The sequence below is a fragment of the Arthrobacter sp. H5 genome, from assembly GCF_000520595.1.
In the GTDB taxonomy this organism is placed as follows: Bacteria; Actinomycetota; Actinomycetes; order Actinomycetales; family Micrococcaceae; genus Arthrobacter_D.
The window spans coordinates 93,534-112,239 of the sequence record NZ_KI915037.1; the positions used below are offsets into that span (position 1 = coordinate 93,534).

Here is an 18,706-nt window from a genome sequence, read left to right on the forward strand (position 1 = left end):
GGCACTGTGCGCAGGGTTTACTCCACATCACGGGCAAGGGGGAGGGCACCATGAAGCGCAGCGCGCGCCTTGTGACGACCATGCTGCTTGTCCTTGCGCTGGGCGCTTTGGCTGTGCCGTTCGGCCTGCACTTCGGCCCCCGTGTGGCAGATGTCCTTGCGGTCAAAGAGCCCACGCCGGAACCAGTCATCCCTTCTATGCAGCGTCCGCCGGAGGATCTCAGCGTTCCCACAATGGTGAGCAGGCTGGATTCCGCAGCACCCATCCCCGACCCCACCGTCCTCGAGTCACTGCTCGCCGAAGAGCTGGTGATCAGCGGGTCGGGTTCGTTTACCGGGACAGTCATCGATGCTGAAACGGGTGAAACGCTCTACAACCGCGACGGCGAAAAGCTGCAGCTGCCGGCGTCGAACATGAAGCTCCTCACCGCCACCGCCGTCCTCACCAAATTGGATCCGGACAAGCGTCTGATCACGTCGGTGCACCAGGGAAGCGAGCCGGGGTCGCTGCTGCTTCGCGCTGGTGGCGATGTGCTGCTTGGCTCCGGCAGATCCGATGCCGACGGTGTCATTGGACATGCCGGACTGGCAACCCTCGCGGCCCAAACCGCCAAAGAACTGGAGGCTGAAGGCCCAGTCCGGATCTTCCTGGACGACTCGCTCTTCGCTGGTCCCGTCCTCAACGCCGGCTGGAATGCCGGTGATATTGAAAACGGAGAGATTGCGCCCATCTACCCGTTGGCAATCAACTCGTCCTGGATCGAGGAGGGGACGCAGGCGGGTCCGCGTTCGCAGGATGCTGCCATGGACGCTGCGGCGGTCTTCCGGAAGGCGCTGGCCGAAGCCGGCATCGACGTCGAGGAGGACATCCAGCGGGCACCCACCCCACCGGACGCGCCGCTTCTTGCTTCTGTTGAATCGGCAACGGTCAGCGAACTCGTTTCCCACATGCTCCTGACCTCGGACAACTATCTGGCTGAGGCGCTCGCCAGGGTAGCGGCGAAGGCCAGTGGGCGTCCGGCGTCGTTTGGGGGCGGCCTGGAAACCATCGTCGAAGCGCTGGGCGCCCTGGAACTCCCCACCGAGGGCATGTTCCTGGGCGACGCAGCGGGTCTCTCCCCCCGCACGCTGGTATCGCCGGCACAGCTGGCCGGATTGGTGCAGGCCCTGCTCGCCACCGAGGACCGTTCCCTACAGCGGGTGCTCGACGGGCTTCCGGTCGCGGGATTGTCGGGCACGCTGGCGGACCGCTATAACGACGGCGACGCGGCTGCCGGTGCCGGCCTGGTGCGCGCCAAGACCGGCACACTCAATGCGGTGACGGCGCTGACCGGGCACGTGGTGACGGCGGAGGGGCGGCTGCTCGCATTCTCCTTCATCGCGGGAGACCTGGACGGTAACACCGGTCAGGCAAGAGCCGCCGCGGACAACGCGGCGGCAGTGCTCGCTGCTTGCGGGTGCCGCTAGCTGCACACCGCACGCGACTGGGCGGGGCGACGCCCTCCCAGATTAGTGTGGTCGAATGGTCCCCATGGAAAGCAGCACGCCGTCCCGCCCGCAACTCGTCAACTGGGAGCTCGCCGCCAGCAGCGCGGCAAAGCTCTCGCCTCCGGGTCCCCAGCTGCGTGCAGGAGAAATAGCTGCGGCCGTGCAGAACCTCCGCGAACTGGCGGATGCCTCTGTGGGCCACGTTCACCGGATCACTGGGCTGGATGCCGCACGGGACCTCCGCGACTCCGAGCTGCTCATCGTGGACCGCGCGTCCTGGGCGAAGGCCAACACCCAGAGCTTCCAGACCCTGATGGCGCCGGCGCTTGAGGAGCTCCTTCGCACCAAGGGCGAGCATTTGAAGAATGGCGGAGCGGCCGTCAGCGGCAACGTCACGGGTGCGCAGATGGGCGCAATTCTGGCTTTCCTGTCCAGCAAGGTCCTGGGCCAGTATGACCCGTTTGTCCCATCGCGCAATGGGCCGGGCGGCCGCCTGATGCTGGTTGCCCCGAACATCATTTCGATCGAACGCGAGCTCAATGTAGATCCAACGGACTTCCGGCTGTGGGTTTGCCTGCATGAGCAGACTCACCGGGTGCAGTTTGCCGCCGCGCCCTGGCTGAAGGACCACATGCGGGAGCACATTTCCCAGCTGACCGTCGGGCTGGTCGACAAGGCGGACGGCCTGTCTGAGCGCCTCGCTGGCGCGCTGAAGTCGATCTCCCCGCGCCAGGGTGGTTCACAGAACGACGACGACGGCGTTCCGCCCCAGGATTCCGGCGTCCTGTCCCTGCTCCAAGACCCGGAGGACAAGGCGCGACTGTCTCATCTCACCGCCGTGATGAGCCTGTTGGAAGGCCATGCCAACGTGGTGATGGACGCAGTCGACTCAAGCATTGTCCCTACCGTCAAAACGATCCGCAGCCGCTTCAACGCGCGCGGTAAATCCCGTGGTCCGGTGGAAAAGCTCATTCGACGGCTCATGGGCCTCGACGCGAAGATGCGCCAGTACAGCGACGGCGCCCGGTTTGTCCGGCGCGTGGTGGACGCGGTGGGCATGGAGGGGTTCAACCGGGTGTGGATCAGCGCGGACAACCTCCCCACCGAGAAGGAGATCCATTCCCCTGACGCGTGGATTACCCGGATGGGTCTGCAGCCCGTTGGCTGAAGTGCGCACACTGTGATCCGGCGGCCCCGGCTCAGTCCCGTGGTGGGTGTTGCCCGGAACCTTGTGCGCCAGGCGCTCCGGGACGCGGAGGTAGCCCAGGGTTCCCTGGTGCTGGTTGCCTGCAGCGGCGGACCGGATTCCCTGGCCCTCGCTGCAACCGCCTCGCACTTTGCCCGCAGCGGAGAATTCCGGGTGGGTGCTGTGGTGGTGGATCACGGGCTGCAGGCGGGGAGCGCCGACGTCGCAGACCGCGCTCAACAGCAGCTGCAGGCCCTTGGCCTGGACCCGGTGGAAGTCCGCCGCGTCACCGTGCCAACCTCAGGCATGGGACCGGAGGCGGCCGCGCGGACGGTGCGCTATGAAGCGTTGGATGCGGCCGTCGTCGGGCATGGCGCTGCGGCAGTACTTCTGGGCCACACCCTTGATGATCAGGCGGAACAGGTGCTGCTTGGCCTCTCCCGCGGCTCGGGAACCCGGTCGCTGGCGGGGATGCCGGCACGGCGGGGGAGCTACCTGCGGCCTTTCCTCAGCCTCCAGCGCGCCGACACTGATGAGGTGTGCCGGTTCGAGAACCTCCAGCCATGGCACGACCCCAGCAATGCGGATCCGGTCTTCGCCCGTTCGCGTGTCCGGAGCGAGGTGCTGCCCTATCTCGAGGAGCAGTTGGGTCCGGGAATAGCGCGGGCGCTCTACCGCACGTCCCGCATCCTCGGGCAGGACGCAGACTATCTGGACGCGGTCAGCAAGGACGAGTACGGGCGGATCAGGAGGGAGCACGACGGCGGCATCCTCCTGTCCGAGGAGGCGCTGCGATCGCTTCCGCCCTCCCTGCGACAGCGGGTGCTGGCGCTCGCCGTCGTCGAACTTGGCGGTGTCCAGCCCAGCTACGAGCGGCTCCTGGCGGCGGAGAATCTCCTGAGGCGCGAAGGTTCAGCCGGGCCGGTGCAGCTGGGAGGCAACGTAAGCGCCTACCGGCAGGTGCGTGGGAAGCCCGTTCCCCATGGGGAGCCCGGCTATGGCAGTCTTGTCCTTAGGAAAAACCGCCGCGTGCCGTCCTAGCCGGGTGCGCGGATTCGATTACCCCCAGGAGTTATTGGTGGATTCACACGACGTCCAGTCAGACCTCAAGCACGTTCTTTACACCAAAGAGGACATCCAGCGGCGGGTGAATGAACTGGCGGCGGAAATCGACAGCGACTATGCCGGCCGGGACCTGCTGATTGTGGGCGTGTTGAAGGGCGCGGTGATGGTCATGGCGGACCTGGCGCGGGCGCTGCACTCGCATGTGACCATGGACTGGATGGCGGTGTCCTCCTACGGATCCGGAACGCAGTCCTCGGGAGTGGTGCGCATCCTCAAGGACCTCGAGACGGACCTCATGGGAAAGCACGTTTTGATAGTCGAGGACATCATCGATTCGGGGCTCACACTGTCCTGGCTGAAGGCGAACCTGCTCTCGCGCGGTCCCGCCTCGGTGGAAATCTGCACGCTCCTCCGCAAGCCCGAGGCCGCCAAGGTGAACATTGACGTGAAGTACGTGGGGTACAACATCCCCAACGAGTTTGTTGTGGGCTACGGTTTGGATTTCGCCGAAAAGTACCGCAACCTCGATTTCATCGGAACGCTTGCACCGCACGTCTACGAGTAGGCGGCTCACCGGGTGACTCCGCGGCCACCCACGTTGGTTCTGTACGCCCAGAGGGAACTTTTCGATCGCAGTGTGCGTGGATTCTGCAGACGGTGTAAAGCTTGAATGGCGTTCATGGCGCCCAGAGAAAAGCGCCCGTGGATAATTTGGCTCGTGAAGCAGGAGGGACAGGGTCTTACAACCCTGAGACGCATGAAATTTAAGAAGATTTTCAAGGGCCCCATATTCTGGATTGTGCTCGCGGTAGTGGCACTACTTGTCATCCTGCCCACTGTCTTCAACAGCAGCGGCGCGCGGGTCGACACCAGCGTGGGTCTTGAGCTGCTGGAGTCCGACAGCGTTGAACAGGCCAAAATCCACGACGGCGAGAACCGCGTCGACCTCACGCTGAGAGAAGACTACGAGGATCTGGGCCGAAGCGTTCAGTTCTTCTTCAGCCAGAACCGTGGCGAGCTGGTGGTCGAGGCAATCAACCAGTCCGACGTCGATGGCTTTACCGACCAGCCCCTTGAAAACAACTGGTTCGGAAACATCTTCAGCCTTATTTTCCCCATCCTGATCCTGGGTGCTATCTTCTGGTTCCTGCTCAGCCGCATGCAGGGCGGCGGCTCCAAGGTGATGCAGTTTGGTAAGTCGAAGGCCAAGCTCATCAACAAGGACCTGCCACAGGTCACCTTCAACGATGTTGCGGGCGCTGATGAAGCCGTTGAGGAACTGCATGAGATCAAGGAATTCCTGCAGGAGCCGGCCAAGTTTCAGGCTCTCGGCGCCAAGATCCCCACGGGTGTGTTGCTCTACGGTCCTCCCGGAACTGGTAAAACGCTGTTGGCCCGAGCTGTTGCCGGTGAGGCGGGCGCGCCCTTCTATTCAATCTCAGGGTCCGACTTTGTTGAGATGTTTGTGGGCGTTGGCGCATCCCGCGTGCGTGATCTCTTTGAGCAGGCCAAGGCCAACGCTCCCGCCATCATCTTTGTGGACGAGATCGACGCCGTTGGCCGCCACCGTGGCGCCGGTGTGGGCGGCGGAAACGATGAGCGCGAGCAGACCCTGAACCAACTCCTGGTGGAGATGGACGGCTTCGACGCCAACACCAACGTGATACTTATTGCCGCGACAAACCGTCCGGATGTCCTGGATCCCGCACTGTTGCGCCCGGGACGCTTTGACCGCCAGATTGGCGTCGAGGCACCGGACATGGGCGGACGGGATCGAATTTTGCAGGTGCACTCCAAGGGAAAGCCGATGGCACCGGGCGTGGACCTGCGCTCCGTTGCCAAGAAGACCCCCGGCTTTACCGGTGCGGACCTCGCCAATGTGCTGAACGAAGCGGCGCTGCTCACCGCGCGCTCCAACGCGAACCTTATTGACGACCGCGCGCTGGATGAAGCGATCGACCGTGTGATTGCCGGACCGCAGAAACGCAGCCGCGTGATGAAGGAACTTGAGCGCAAGATTACGGCCTACCACGAGGGCGGCCACGCGCTGGTGGCGGCGGCCCTGCGGAACACCGATCCGGTCACCAAGGTGACTATCCTGCCTCGCGGACGTGCCTTGGGCTACACCATGGTGATGCCCGCGGATGACAAGTATTCGATCACCCGCAACGAGCTTCTGGACCAGCTTGCCTACGCGATGGGCGGCAGGGTGGCAGAGGAAATTGTGTTCCACGACCCCTCGACGGGTGCGTCCAACGACATCGAGAAGGCCACGTCCACGGCACGCAAGATGGTGACCCAGTACGGCATGAGCGAACGCATCGGGTCCGTCAAGCTGGGCCAGGGCGGCGGGGAGCCGTTCCTCGGCCGGGATATGGGCCACGAACGCAACTACTCTGACCACATCGCCTACATTGTGGACGAAGAGGTGCGCCGTCTGATCGACAACGCACATGACGAGGCCTACCAGATCCTCACCGAGAACCGGGACGTTCTAGACAGCATCGCGCTGGAGTTGCTGGAACGTGAAACCTTGAACCAGGCGGAAATCGCCGAGGTGTTCACTGATGTGCGCAAGCGCAGCCTTCGCACCGTCTGGCTGTCCAAAGATACCCGCCCGGTCCACTCGCTCCCACCGGTGGTTTCCGCCAAAGAGCGTGCGGAAGCGGATCAGGCCGGCGAGCCGGACCCGAACACCGTTGCTCCACAGGACCAGATTGCCGACGCCAACATGCCGCAGGATTTTGACGTGCAGGTCAGCGGACTCCCCGAGCCGGAGTCAGGCGACGGCAGCCGGGGTGGCAAAGGCGGTGCCGGGGGAACGGAACGTTCGCTGGGCCACGACCGTAACGAGTAGGAAGCCGGCCTTACCTGCCGGGTTAGGATCAATTGGTGACGGACTTCGACGATGAGATGATCGACGCTGCGCTGGCAGCGAGCGGTTCCCCGGTGGACCAGCCAAGAATCCAGCGGGCGGTGCGGGAGATCCTCGCCGCCATTGGCGAGGACCCTGAGCGTGACGGTCTCCGCGAAACCCCCAACCGTGTGGCGCGGGCCTATGCGGAGTTCTTTGCCGGTCTGCACCAAGACGCCGGTGAGGTTCTTTCCACGACTTTTAATCTTGATCATGAGGAACTGGTCCTGGTTAAGGACATACCGTTCTACTCGACGTGTGAGCACCACCTTGTTCCATTTCACGGGGCTGCACACATCGGCTACATCCCCTCGGCGGAGGGAAAGGTCACAGGCCTCAGCAAACTTGCGCGGCTGGTAGAGGTTTTTGCCCGCCGGCCGCAGGTGCAGGAGCGGCTGACCACCCAGATAGTCGATGCACTGATGACGCACCTGCAACCAAAGGGTGCCATTGTGGTTATTGAGTGCGAGCACATGTGCATGTCCATGCGCGGTATTCGCAAGCCCGGTGCAAAGACGGTCACCTCCGCTGTCCGCGGGCAGGTCAGGGACACGGCCACACGCGCGGAAGCAATGAGCTTGATACTCGGAAGATAGGACTGAATACATGGATTCTCTTGCGGCAGCCCCTGGAACCGGACCGGCAACTTCACCGCTACCCGTACTGCGCCCCTCGCGGGTGGCCAAGTCCTTCTCCGACCTGCCCACCAACCGGACCCTGGTTATGGGAATTCTCAATGTCACCCCGGACTCCTTCAGCGATGGGGGCAGGTTCTCTACGGCGGACGATGCAATCGCTGAAGGACTCCGCATGCACTACGCTGGCGCGGACATGATCGATGTGGGGGGAGAGTCCACCCGGCCCAACGCAGACAAAACCACCGTGGAAGAAGAGCAGAAACGCATCCTCCCGGTGGTGGCAGCCCTGGTGAAGGCCGGTGCGTTGGTCAGTGTTGACACCATGCACGCCAGCACCGCGGCAAGGGCCATTGATGCAGGGGCGGCCGTTGTCAATGACGTTTCCGGTCTGGACTTTGACCCGGAGATGCCGGCTCTCATCGCGGAACGGAAGGTGCCGTACGTGTTGATGCACCGCCGTGGAAATGCCCTGACCATGAACTCACTCGCCACGTATGACGATGTGGTGGAGGACGTTATTTCCGAGCTCATGAGCGTCCGGGACAAGTTCTACGCGGCCGGTGTCAGCCCGGAACAGATCATCTTGGATCCCGGAATCGGCTTCGCAAAAACTGACGAACAGAACTGGGATTTGCTTCGGTCCCTTGAACGGTTTGACGTGCTGGGGCACCGCGTCCTGGTGGGTGCTTCGCGCAAGCGTTTCCTGGGTACGCTGCTCACCATGGCCGGCAAGGCCGCCGCCCCGGCCGAACGCGACCACGCGAGTGCTGCCGTGTCCACTCTGGCGGCCGCCAACGGTGCCTGGTGCGTACGGGTGCACGACGTCGGACCCAGCCTTGATGCTGTCAAGGTCTCCGCGGCGTGGACCAAGTAGGCGCTCCGATGACACGCGCCCTGCCGGTCAGACAGGACACCATCGCGCTCAAGGGGATTACCGCCGTCGGGCACCACGGAGTCTTTGAACACGAACGGCGCAATGGTCAGCCTTTCATTGTGGACGCGGTGCTGTATCTGGATCTCCGGAGCGCGGGCACAACCGATGACCTGTCGCAGACCGCTCACTACGGAGAGCTGGCGGAACAGATTAAGGACCTGATCACCGGTGAGCCCCTGAACCTGATCGAAGCACTTGCCGAGCGCATTGCTGCCCACGTGCTGACGGCGTTCGCGGTGGATGCCGTCGAAGTAACCGTGCACAAGCCCAAAGCCCCCATCGAAGTACCTTTCGGCGATGTTGCGGTATCGATCTTCAGGGAACGCACATGAGCCGCGCTGTGCGCTCGGTGCTTGCGTTGGGCAGCAATCTGGGGGAGAGCCGCGACACGTTATCCCTTGCCGTTGCGGATCTGGTTGATACTCCGCGGGTGAGGCTACGGGAGGTGTCGCCGATTGTCCTCACCAAGGCCGTGGGCGGGCCGGATCAACCGGACTACCTGAACATGGTGGTGGAGGTGGAAACCGACTTCTCACCGTATGAGCTGTTGGAACACTGCAAGGCGGTTGAGAACAAGCACCTGCGGGTTCGGACAGTCCGCTGGGGTCCGAGGACACTGGACATCGACATCATCACCTTTGGCGACTACACCTCGCAGGATGAGCAACTCACCATCCCCCACCCCCGCGCGGCGACCCGCGCCTTTGTGCTGCAGCCCTGGGTGTGGATGGATTCCTCGGCAGTCCTCGAGGGCAGGCTGGTGTCCGAGCTGGTTGAGCAGGCGGAGGACCTGGACGGCCTCGTTCCGTTCGAGGGGGTCTAACAGCGTGGATTCGATCAAGGTCAGTTGGTTGGCAGTGATTGGCCTGGTTGCTGCCGTGGCCGGGTGGCTTGTTAATTGGTGGGCTACGCGCAACGGCTTTCCGGCTCCGTCACTCCACCTCAGTGCCCTGCTCACGGTGGCGGTGGTGGTTGCCATAACCCTGATCTTCGGCCTGCGGGTGCGGCGTTGGCGCAACGGCAAGCGGGACCGTCCGCTGAGCGCCATCCTGGCGGCCCGCACCCTCGTCCTTGCCCAGGCAACCGCTTACGCGGGTGCGCTGAGTACGGGGTGGCATCTGGGAATCCTTTTGGATCAACTCACGCTCCTGTCCGTCCGGAACAACCTGGGACCGGTATGGGGGTCCCTTGCGCTGGTAGCCGGCGGTATAGCGATGATAATTGTTGGCATGGTGGTGGAAGGTTTCTGCAGGCTGCCACCCGATGACAACGCCGATTCGGCAGAAACAAGTCAGGACGGCGAGGGGGAATATGCGTAAGGAACCGATTGATCCGGCGGGGCTCGACTGGACAAGGGTGTCACCGAAGTACTTAACGGTTCAGTTGATCGCGTGGGCAGTGGAGGCCCTGATCTACCTCGTGGTCACCTCGGTGCCCCTGGTGCTGATGTTGACGGACGTGTGGCCCGGGTATCCGGCTTGGTTGGCCTGGGGGCTGCCCGCGGTGGTGCTCGTACTGGAACTGTGGCGCGTCATCCTGCTCCCGCGTCAGATCCGTTCCATCGGATACGCGGAGCGGGACGAGGACCTCCTGGTACGCAGGGGCATTTTCTTCCAGCGCACCATGGTGGTGCCTTACGGCCGGATGCAGTACGTCGACGTGGCCGTGGGTCCGCTTGAGCGGGCTTTCGGGTTGTGCACGGTGAAGCTGCATACAGCCTCACCGGGAACCAATGCACAGCTTCCCGGCCTGCCCACTGAGGAAGGGGCGCGGCTGCGGGAGCAGCTGTCCGAGCGCGGCGAAGCGAAGCTGGCCGGACTGTGACCAGCGAACCCGCAGCCGAAAGTGGCAGCCAGCACTCCGGCGTCGTCCCCGACCCGGCCCTGCTGGCGGCGCCCCAGGACGAGTGGAAGCGCGTCCACATCATCTCGCCCCTGGTGCGCGGCTGGATTGCGCTGGTGGCCATCATCTTCTTTGCCGGCCGTGACTGGTTTGAAAGCCTCCTGAGCGGTGAGGATGCGGTGGGACTGCCGGGTGACGGCGGCGCCCGCCTTCCGTGGGCGATCGCCATCATTACCGGAGTGGTACTGCTGGTTGCCGCGGGCTTCCTGCTGTCCTGGTACTTCACCCGGTACCAGGTGACCGAGCAGCATGTGAAAGTGAACTCGGGCATTATCTTCAGGCAGAACCGGCAGGCCAGGCTGGACCGTGTGCAGGCCATTGACGTGGTGCAGCCGTTCCTGGCTCGGATTTTTGGCTTGGCGGAACTGAAGTTCGAAGTGGCCGATGCCGGGGAATCCGCGGTGAAACTCGCCTTCCTGAAGTTGAAGGACGCCCAGCAGCTGCGCGCCACCATCCTCGCGCGTGCCGCCGGTGTAACGATCGATCCCGAGCATCCCGACGAAATCCAGGAAGCCCCCGAAAGGGAGGTTCTGGCACTGACGCCGCGGCGGGTTTTTGGTGCGGCTGCGCTTTCAGGCACCACTATCTTCCTTATCCTTGCGCTCGTAGCGGTGATTGTCCTCGCGGTGCTGGCCCGTACCGGGGCGCTGCTGGCGATCGTCATCCCGGTGGGACTGGCGGTGGTCGGCGGCTACTGGAGCGTCATCAATACCGGCTTCAATTTCCGTGCAGCGATTTCACCGGACGGCATCCGTATCCGTTACGGGCTGCTGGATACCCGGACGCAGACTGTTCCGCCGGGCCGCGTGCAGGCCGTTGGAATCATCCAGTCGCCGCTCTGGCGAATCAAAGGCTGGTACAAAGTGACTGTCAACGTGGCCGGCTATGGTGCGGCGGCCAGCGGGGAGTCGCAGGCACGCGCCACCATCCTGCCGGTGGGAACCCGGGACGAGGTTCTGCAGATCCTTGCCTTGGTCCTCCCCGATCCGGGAACCGAAAACCCGGTTGACGTTTTCACTGCCGGCATTCGAGGGCGGGACAACGACGGCGGATTTGTCACCTCTCCGCGGCGGGCGCGGCCTATTGCCCCGTTGGCGTGGCGCCGAAACGGGTTTAAGGTCACCGATACTGCCCTGCTGGTGCGGTCGGGCGCCTGGTGGCGCCAGCTCGCCGTCGTACCTCATGAGCGCACCCAATCGCTGGCCGTACACCAAGGGCCGCTTGCGCGGAGGTTTGGGGTGGCCGACGTGATACTGCACACCACACCGGGGCCTGTTTCGCCCCGCGTGGTCCAGACCGGCCAGGACGCGGCGTGGACCCTTTTCCACGAGCAGGCGCGGCGCGCAGCAGATGCACGCAGACGCAGCGGCCCTGAACAGTGGATGCGCCCCGTGGAGGAACCCCAGCGGGTTTCCATGCCGCAACCGCCCACCTATTCGGCACTGGACCGCCCTGATGAGGCCCCCAATGACAACCGCTAGGACCTCCCGCCGCCCCGGACGACTGGGGGTGGGGGTGATCGGGGCGGGCAAGGTGGGCGCCGTCCTTGGCGCGGCCCTCAGGGCGGCGGAACACGCCATTGTGGGTGTGTCGGCGGTGTCCGAGGCAAGTCGCGAACGTGCGGAAAACCTCCTGCCGGGCGTGCCGGTCCTGGAGATCCCGGACATCATTGAGCGGTCCGAACTGGTATTGCTTGCAGTGCCCGACGACGCCCTGCCGGACTTGGTTGCCGGACTAGCGGCGGTGGGAGCCTGGCAGCCCGGGCAGTTGGTGGCACACACCTCCGGCAGGCACGGCATCGGTGTGCTGGATCCCGCCTGCGCTGTCGGTGTGATTCCGTTGGCGCTGCATCCGGCCATGACCTTCACCGGGATGAGCCTGGACCTGACCCGGCTGCCTGACTGCTCGTTTGGTGTGAGCGCACCGGTGGCTGTCCTGCCTGTGGCGCAGGCGCTGGTGGTTGAGATGGGCGCCGAGCCGGTGGTGATCGAAGAGGAACACAGGGTTCTCTATCATGTTGCCCTCGCGCACGCGTCCAACCATCTGGTTACCATTGCGGCGCAATCAACCCAACTACTGACCGATATCGGGGTGGAGCGGCCGGACCGCCTCCTTGGGCCGCTCATGCGGGCGTCCCTGGAAAACGCGCTGTCCGCTGGAGAGGGTGCGCTGACTGGACCAGTCGCGCGGGGAGATGTGGGAACAGTCGCTGCACATGCCGCCGCGCTGGCGGGCCAGGACTCCGAGGACATCCGGATCGCGTTCCGGGAACTCGCCAGTGCAACATCACGGCGGGCGGTGGACCGGGGCCTTCTCACCGAAGAACAGGGCCGGGCCATTGAAGCGGCGTTGATCATCGGAGACGGCAATTGAGCACACTGCCCCGCCTGGTAACAAACGGAGCCGCGCTTCGGCAGGCTTCAACCAACCTTCTTACTGCCGCCGGAAATGGTTCACGGCTGGGGCTCATGCCGACCATGGGCGCACTTCATGAGGGCCACGCCGGATTGGCGGCCGCCATGCGGAGCGACACTGATGTGACAATCGCTTCCATCTTTGTTAATCCGCTGCAGTTCGGAGAGTCGGCTGACCTTGAGCGGTATCCACGGACTCTGGAGACGGACTTGGAGCTGCTTGGCGACTGCGGTGTGGACCTGGTGTTTGCCCCAGCCCAGGGTGAGGTCTATCCGGACGGCCGTCCGATGGTCACACTCCAGTCCGGTCCGTTGGGTGAAAAGTTTGAAGGCGCGGCCCGGCCCGCCCATTTTGACGGCATGTTGACCGTTGTTGCAAAGCTGTTCCATTTAGCCTGGCCGGCGGTTGATGCCCGCTACCGGGCATACTTTGGCCAAAAAGACGCACAGCAACTCGCGTTGATCAGAAGAATGGTCCGTGACCTGAACTTTCCAATGGAGATTGTTGCAGTGCCAACGGTTCGCACTGATGACGGGCTCGCGCTGTCCAGCCGAAACAGGTTCCTCAGCGGCGACGAGCGTGACGCCGCACTGGTGCTCTCACGTGCACTGCGGTTGTTGGTTGGACGTGCCGAGCGCAACGAACCCCTGGACCTGGATTCCGCCGTCGCACTGGTCGACAGCCAGCCCCTTGTCCAGACCGATTATTTTGACGTCGTCGATCCGCTGACCCTGGAACCCTTGGCGTTCAATTGCCGCGAAACCCCGTTTACCGGTGAGGGACTCGCGCTGATTGCCGCGCGCGTGGGCACCGTGCGGCTGATTGACAATATGCCGCTCCTCGGCGGACAAAGCAGCCCGGTCCTTAACCGGTAACCTTGTATATCGTGACCACCGAACATACCCAGTCGACCGCAGAGTCCACCGAAGAGTTCACCGAGCAGATGCGAATCCGCATGGAGAAGCGGGCCCGCATCCTGGAACGCGGCGATGAAGCGTACTCAGTCAAGCCGGATCGTACCCATGCTCTTGCCGAGATCCGGACGCGGTTCGAGGCCCTGGCGGCGGGCGAATCCACGGGCGAGAAGGTGGGTGTGGTTGGCCGGGTCGTGTTCATCCGCAACTCTGGAAAACTGTGCTTCGCTATGCTGCAGGAGGGAAACGGCACCCGTCTGCAGATCATGCTGAGCCTCGCCGTGGTGGGTGGGGAGGCCCTGACCGACTGGAAGTCGACGGTGGACCTCGGCGACCACATCCTGGTGCAAGGCGAGGTGATCAGTTCGAGGACCGGTGAACTGTCCGTCATGGCGGATGCCTGGGAGATGGCGTCCAAGGCGCTGCGGCCGCTGCCCACGCTCCACGCCGGCGTGAATGAGGAGACCCGCGTCAGGCAGCGTTACGTGGACCTCATGGTCCGCCAGGAGGCCCGGGATATGGTCATGCGCCGGGCGGCCATCACCAGGTCCATCCGGGAGACCCTGCACGCGCGTGAGTATGTTGAGGTGGAAACCCCCATCCTCCAGCTGGTGCACGGCGGCGCGACCGCCCGCCCCTTTGAAACCCACCTCAACGCCTTTGATCAGAAAATGACACTCCGAATTGCGCTCGAACTTTATTTGAAGCGGGCTGTGGTCGGTGGAATTGATCGTGTCTATGAGATCGGAAGGATATTCCGAAACGAAGGCGTGGACTCAACACACAGCCCTGAATTCACCATGCTTGAGTGCTATGAAGCCTACGCGGACCAGTTTGTGATGGCGGACCGGATGAGGGAGATAATCCTGAATTGTGCCGACCTGCTTGGATCACGCACCATTGAAACGACCGCCGGAACCATTGACTTAAATGGCGAATGGCGATGGCTTGGAGTTTATCCGGGCCTGTCCGAGGCCGTGGGGCGCGAGATTACCCCGGCTACGGACAAAGCAACACTTGTAGATGTGGCGCAGGACCGTGGAATCAAGACGGATCCTGCCTGGAGTACTGAGAAAATGGTTGTTGAACTTTTTGGGGAAATTGTGGAGCCAACCCTGATCCAACCCACTTTCGTGTTCGATTATCCACCATCTGCCCAACCACTGGCGCGGCAGCACAGGGAGAATCCACAACTTATCGAAGCGTGGGACCTGATTATCGGCGGCATGGAGCGGGGAACCGCATTCTCGGAACTCATCGACCCAGTCATCCAGCGCGAAAGATTGACGGAACAGTCGCGTCGAGCGGCTGCAGGGGACGATGAGGCAATGCAGTTGGATGAGGATTTCCTACGGGCGCTGGAATACGGCGCACCGCCCATGGGTGGTATTGGCCTGGGAATCGACCGCCTGGTAATGCTGTTTACCAATGTCGGAATCAGGGAATCCATCCTGTTTCCAATGCTCAAGCCGGAACTGGGCTGAACCATGGAATATCTTGCTGTACTCCTTCCGTCAGCGGCAGTCGGGGCGATCTTTTATTTTGTGATGCGATCAATTTTTAATGCTGACCGAACGGAACGCGCGGCTATGGCTGAAGCGGAACGGGCACAGGACAGAAAAGATGCGGACGCGAAAAATCCCGCCGCTGATGAGCTGGAACCGGAAGAGCCGGGGCGCTGATCCCGAAGCCCCATTGTTCCTGCGGGATTCTTTTGACGAACGCAATGGCCACGACGCATAATTACTCTTGATATAGAAAGTTCCCACTTATCTTCAGGAGTTCACCGTGGCGCAAAAGGTAAAGATCATTCTCATTGACGACCTTGACGGCGGCGAAGCGGAGGAGACAGTCAGATTCGGACTCGACGGAGTTCAGTATGAAATGGATCTTTCCTCATCCCACGCAAAGGAATTGCGCGACGCACTATCGCTTTATGTCGCCGGCGCGCGCAGGAGCACGCAGGCCGCGAAAACGCGGGGAGTTGTTCCCGCCCGTAATCAGGAGGCATCGCAGATCCGCGAATGGGCACGGGCCAACGGGTACAACGTTTCTTCACGCGGCAGGGTGAACAGTGAAATTGTGGACGCCTACCGGTCGGCCCAGCACTAACCGCAGGCTGACCAACCCCCTTTTCCTCCGGTTGCGCCCAAAGCTGAACCAGCCGCTCAGACCAGTCGTTTATCTCGCCTGTGGCGAACACGCTCCAAAACCAGTTCGAGGGCACGTAGCATCGAATTACGCGTTAGCAAGGAGTGTGTCTCATGTTTGAGAGATTTACGGATCGTGCCCGTCGGGTTGTTGTGCTGGCTCAAGAAGAAGCCCGCATGCTCAACCACAACTACATTGGCACCGAGCACATCCTGCTTGGACTTATCCATGAGGGTGAAGGGGTGGCCGCCAAGGCTCTTGAGTCCCTGAGCATTTCCCTCGGTGCCGTCCGCGAGCAGGTACAGGAGATCATCGGCCAGGGCCAGCAGGCGCCGTCCGGTCACATCCCCTTCACACCGCGCGCCAAGAAGGTGCTGGAGCTTTCCCTACGGGAAGCGCTTCAGCTTGGCCACAACTACATTGGCACCGAGCACATCCTGCTTGGACTCATCCGTGAGGGTGAGGGCGTTGCAGCGCAGGTGCTGGTCAAGCTCGGCGCTGACCTCAACCGTGTGCGGCAGCAGGTCATTCAGCTGCTCTCCGGTTACCAGGGCAAGGAGCCGGTCAGTTCAGGGGGCCAGCAGCAGGAAGGCACACCCGCGGGTTCGGTGGTGCTGGACCAGTTCGGCAGGAATCTCACCCAGGCAGCTCGCGAGGGCAAACTTGATCCGGTGATCGGGCGTGCGCTCGAAATGGAACGGGTCATGCAGGTCCTTTCCCGCCGCACAAAGAACAACCCCGTCCTGATCGGTGAGCCCGGCGTCGGAAAAACCGCCGTCGTCGAAGGCCTGGCGCAGGCCATCGTCCGTGGCGACGTGCCGGAGACCATTAAGGACAAGCAGCTTTACACCCTGGACCTTGGTTCGCTCGTTGCGGGCTCCCGGTACCGCGGAGACTTTGAGGAACGCCTCAAGAAGGTGCTGAAGGAGATCCGCACCCGCGGAGACATCATCCTGTTTATCGATGAGATCCACACACTTGTGGGAGCCGGTGCCGCGGAGGGTGCAATTGATGCAGCTTCCATTCTGAAGCCCATGCTTGCCCGGGGCGAGCTTCAGACCATCGGTGCCACCACGCTGGATGAATACCGCAAGCACATCGAAAAGGACGCGGCACTGGAGCGCCGGTTCCAGCCCATCCAGGTCCAGGAGCCCTCGGTGGCGCATACCATCGAGATTCTCAAGGGTCTGCGGGACCGCTACGAGGCGCACCACCGCGTCTCCATTACTGACGCCGCCCTCGCCGCGGCGGCCCACCTCTCCGAGCGCTACGTCTCGGATCGTTTCCTGCCGGACAAGGCCATCGACCTCATTGATGAGGCGGGTGCACGCCTTCGCATCCGCCGGATGACGGCACCGCCGGAACTCAAGGAGATTGACGAGCGTATTGCCGACGTCAAGCGGGAGAAGGAATCCGCCATTGACGCCCAGGATTTCGAGGGCGCTGCCTCACTGCGTGACAAGGAGCAAAAGCTTCATGATGAGCGCATGGACAAGGAGCGCCGCTGGAAGTCCGGCGGGCTGGATGACATCGCCGAGGTGGATGAGGAACTCATCGCCGAGGTGCTGGCCAACTCCACCGGCATTCCCGTCTTCAAGCTAACAGAGGAAGAATCCTCGAGGCTGCTTCACATGGAGGATGAACTGCACAAGCGGGTCATCGGCCAGGATGACGCCATCAAGGCCATCTCCCAGGCGATCCGACGCACACGCGCCGGGCTGAAGGATCCCAAGCGTCCCGGCGGCTCGTTCATCTTTGCCGGGCCCACGGGTGTCGGCAAGACCGAGCTCGCGAAGGCTCTTGCTGAATTCCTGTTTGGTGACGAGGAGTCCCTCATTACCCTGGACATGTCGGAATACTCGGAGAAGCACACCGTTTCCAGGCTTTTCGGTGCTCCTCCCGGGTATGTCGGCTATGAGGAAGGTGGGCAGCTGACCGAAAAGGTCCGTCGTCGCCCGTTCTCCGTGGTGCTCTTTGACGAGGTGGAGAAGGCTCACGCTGACCTGTTCAACTCACTGCTCCAGATCCTTGAGGATGGCCGTCTGACCGACAGCCAAGGCAGGGTTGTGGACTTCAAGAACACCGTGATCATCATGACCACCAACCTTGGTACGCGTGACATTTCCAAGGGCGTCATGACCGGCTTCCAGTCCGGAACCGATACCAACACCAACTACTCCCGGATCAAGGCCAAGGTCACTGAAGAGCTCAAGCAGCACTTCCGGCCTGAGTTCCTCAACCGTGTTGATGACACGGTGGTGTTCCCGCAGCTGACTCAGGAAGAGATCGTCCAGATTGTGGATCTGTTCCTCGAAAGGCTTGGCAAGCGGATGGCGGACAAGGGGATGAGTATCGAGCTCACCCCTGCGGCCAAAGTCCTGCTCGCCACCCGCGGCTACGACCCGTCAATGGGAGCGCGGCCCCTGCGCCGCACCATCCAGCGCGAGATTGAGGATCAGCTCTCCGAGAAGATCCTCTTTGGCGAGATCAAGTCCGGCGAGATTGTTTCGGTTGACGTCGAAGGCGAAGGAGATGACGCCATCTTCACCTTTGTGGGACACGGAGCGCCCAAGGAAATCGAGGACTCCCCGGCAGCCATCGAAGCAACAGTTCCTGAGTAAACGCGTCACACCACAGACGGCCCGTTCCCCAACCAGGGGGCGGGCCGTCTTTGTGCCCGCCTGCAATCGACTCTCCCCAAACTGCCCTTCTCAGGGCTCAAAAACGCCTGGGAAGGTCACTTTGGGGAGAGTCGATTGATGTGTGGGTGCCTGAAGCAACCGGATTACTCCCTGAGTGAAGTGACTGTGAACCAGACCACACTGATGGTAGAGATGAAGGCATGACTTCTGAGCCCAATTCACCCACCCCCGTGAAGCCTGCGACCCCATTCCATGACCTGGATCACTATATTGCGATACCGCGTCTCAACGGGTTGTCCCTGAATCCGGACGGCACCCGTCTGGTCACTGCTGTAGCCACGCTAAATTCCAAATCCACCGCGTACACCACGGCATTGTGGGAATTGGACCCTACCGGCCGCCAACCTGCCCGGCGGATCACCCGCAGCGCGAAGGGGGAATCGGGTGCCGCCTTCCTT

At 62.5% G+C, this 18,706-nt stretch carries 18 protein-coding genes and 1 pseudogene; all 19 read left to right on the forward strand.

Annotated features, from left to right (window positions below; genetic code table 11):
• Positions 1–50: 50 nt before the first annotated feature.
• Complete coding sequence (gene dacB, locus Y708_RS0121155; protein ID WP_028281451.1) at positions 51–1,466, forward strand: D-alanyl-D-alanine carboxypeptidase/D-alanyl-D-alanine endopeptidase; 1,416 nt, start codon at positions 51–53, stop codon at positions 1,464–1,466.
• A 64-nt stretch (positions 1,467–1,530) separates the two neighbouring features.
• Positions 1,531–2,655, forward strand: a complete 1,125-nt coding sequence (locus Y708_RS0121160) for a zinc-dependent metalloprotease (protein WP_028281452.1) — start codon at positions 1,531–1,533, stop codon at positions 2,653–2,655.
• A gap of 12 nt (positions 2,656–2,667) precedes the next feature.
• Positions 2,668–3,714, forward strand: a complete 1,047-nt coding sequence (gene tilS, locus Y708_RS27015) for a tRNA lysidine(34) synthetase TilS (RefSeq protein ID WP_253905918.1) — start codon at positions 2,668–2,670, stop codon at positions 3,712–3,714.
• 37 nt (positions 3,715–3,751) lie between these two features.
• Positions 3,752–4,303 (forward strand): hypoxanthine phosphoribosyltransferase, encoded by a 552-nt coding sequence (gene hpt / locus Y708_RS0121170; protein WP_028281453.1) that lies wholly within the window; start codon positions 3,752–3,754, stop codon positions 4,301–4,303.
• 192 nt (positions 4,304–4,495) lie between these two features.
• Positions 4,496–6,595 (forward strand): ATP-dependent zinc metalloprotease FtsH, encoded by a 2,100-nt coding sequence (ftsH, locus tag Y708_RS0121175; RefSeq protein ID WP_028281454.1) that lies wholly within the window; start codon positions 4,496–4,498, stop codon positions 6,593–6,595.
• 56 nt (positions 6,596–6,651) lie between these two features.
• Positions 6,652–7,248: a GTP cyclohydrolase I FolE gene (gene folE, locus Y708_RS0121180; RefSeq protein ID WP_051479262.1), complete on the forward strand. Its 597-nt coding sequence runs from the start codon at positions 6,652–6,654 to the stop codon at positions 7,246–7,248.
• A 10-nt stretch (positions 7,249–7,258) separates the two neighbouring features.
• Positions 7,259–8,164 carry a dihydropteroate synthase gene (folP, locus tag Y708_RS0121185; protein ID WP_028281456.1) on the forward strand — a complete coding sequence of 302 codons (906 nt, stop codon included), beginning with the start codon at positions 7,259–7,261 and terminating at the stop codon, positions 8,162–8,164.
• An 8-nt stretch (positions 8,165–8,172) separates the two neighbouring features.
• Complete coding sequence (gene folB, locus Y708_RS0121190) at positions 8,173–8,556, forward strand: dihydroneopterin aldolase (RefSeq protein WP_035777137.1); 384 nt, start codon at positions 8,173–8,175, stop codon at positions 8,554–8,556.
• Positions 8,553–9,047 (forward strand): 2-amino-4-hydroxy-6-hydroxymethyldihydropteridine diphosphokinase, encoded by a 495-nt coding sequence (folK, locus tag Y708_RS0121195; protein WP_028281458.1) that lies wholly within the window; start codon positions 8,553–8,555, stop codon positions 9,045–9,047. Before folB ends, folK begins: the two co-directional genes overlap by 4 nt.
• Before the next feature lie 4 nt (positions 9,048–9,051).
• A complete protein-coding gene (locus Y708_RS0121200; protein WP_028281459.1) occupies positions 9,052–9,543 on the forward strand; it encodes a DUF3180 domain-containing protein in 492 nt (163 codons plus the stop codon).
• Positions 9,536–10,048 carry a PH domain-containing protein gene (locus Y708_RS0121205; RefSeq protein WP_028281460.1) on the forward strand — a complete coding sequence of 171 codons (513 nt, stop codon included), beginning with the start codon at positions 9,536–9,538 and terminating at the stop codon, positions 10,046–10,048. Before Y708_RS0121200 ends, Y708_RS0121205 begins: the two co-directional genes overlap by 8 nt.
• Positions 10,045–11,607: a PH domain-containing protein gene (locus tag Y708_RS27020; protein ID WP_051479261.1), complete on the forward strand. Its 1,563-nt coding sequence runs from the start codon at positions 10,045–10,047 to the stop codon at positions 11,605–11,607. Before Y708_RS0121205 ends, Y708_RS27020 begins: the two co-directional genes overlap by 4 nt.
• Entirely contained in the window at positions 11,594–12,499 is a 906-nt protein-coding gene (locus Y708_RS0121215) for a Rossmann-like and DUF2520 domain-containing protein (protein ID WP_028281461.1), read from the forward strand. The genes Y708_RS27020 and Y708_RS0121215 overlap by 14 nt, the downstream gene beginning before the upstream one ends.
• On the forward strand, positions 12,496–13,416 hold the full coding sequence (panC, locus tag Y708_RS27025; protein ID WP_253905919.1) for a pantoate--beta-alanine ligase: 921 nt from the start codon (positions 12,496–12,498) through the stop codon (positions 13,414–13,416). The genes Y708_RS0121215 and panC overlap by 4 nt, the downstream gene beginning before the upstream one ends.
• 68 nt (positions 13,417–13,484) lie before the next feature.
• The gene (gene lysS, locus Y708_RS0121225) at positions 13,485–14,939 is read left to right on the forward strand and encodes a lysine--tRNA ligase (protein ID WP_081747107.1); all 1,455 of its coding nucleotides are present in this window, start codon (positions 13,485–13,487) and stop codon (positions 14,937–14,939) included.
• A gap of 3 nt (positions 14,940–14,942) precedes the next feature.
• The gene (locus Y708_RS0121230) at positions 14,943–15,137 is read left to right on the forward strand and encodes a hypothetical protein (protein WP_028281463.1); all 195 of its coding nucleotides are present in this window, start codon (positions 14,943–14,945) and stop codon (positions 15,135–15,137) included.
• A gap of 106 nt (positions 15,138–15,243) precedes the next feature.
• Positions 15,244–15,567: a histone-like nucleoid-structuring protein Lsr2 gene (locus tag Y708_RS0121235; RefSeq protein ID WP_028281464.1), complete on the forward strand. Its 324-nt coding sequence runs from the start codon at positions 15,244–15,246 to the stop codon at positions 15,565–15,567.
• A gap of 152 nt (positions 15,568–15,719) precedes the next feature.
• The gene (locus Y708_RS0121240) at positions 15,720–18,227 is read left to right on the forward strand and encodes an ATP-dependent Clp protease ATP-binding subunit (protein WP_028281465.1); all 2,508 of its coding nucleotides are present in this window, start codon (positions 15,720–15,722) and stop codon (positions 18,225–18,227) included.
• Between the two features lie 221 nt (positions 18,228–18,448).
• Positions 18,449–18,706: pseudogene (locus Y708_RS30115) on the forward strand (S9 family peptidase); the annotation flags it as partial.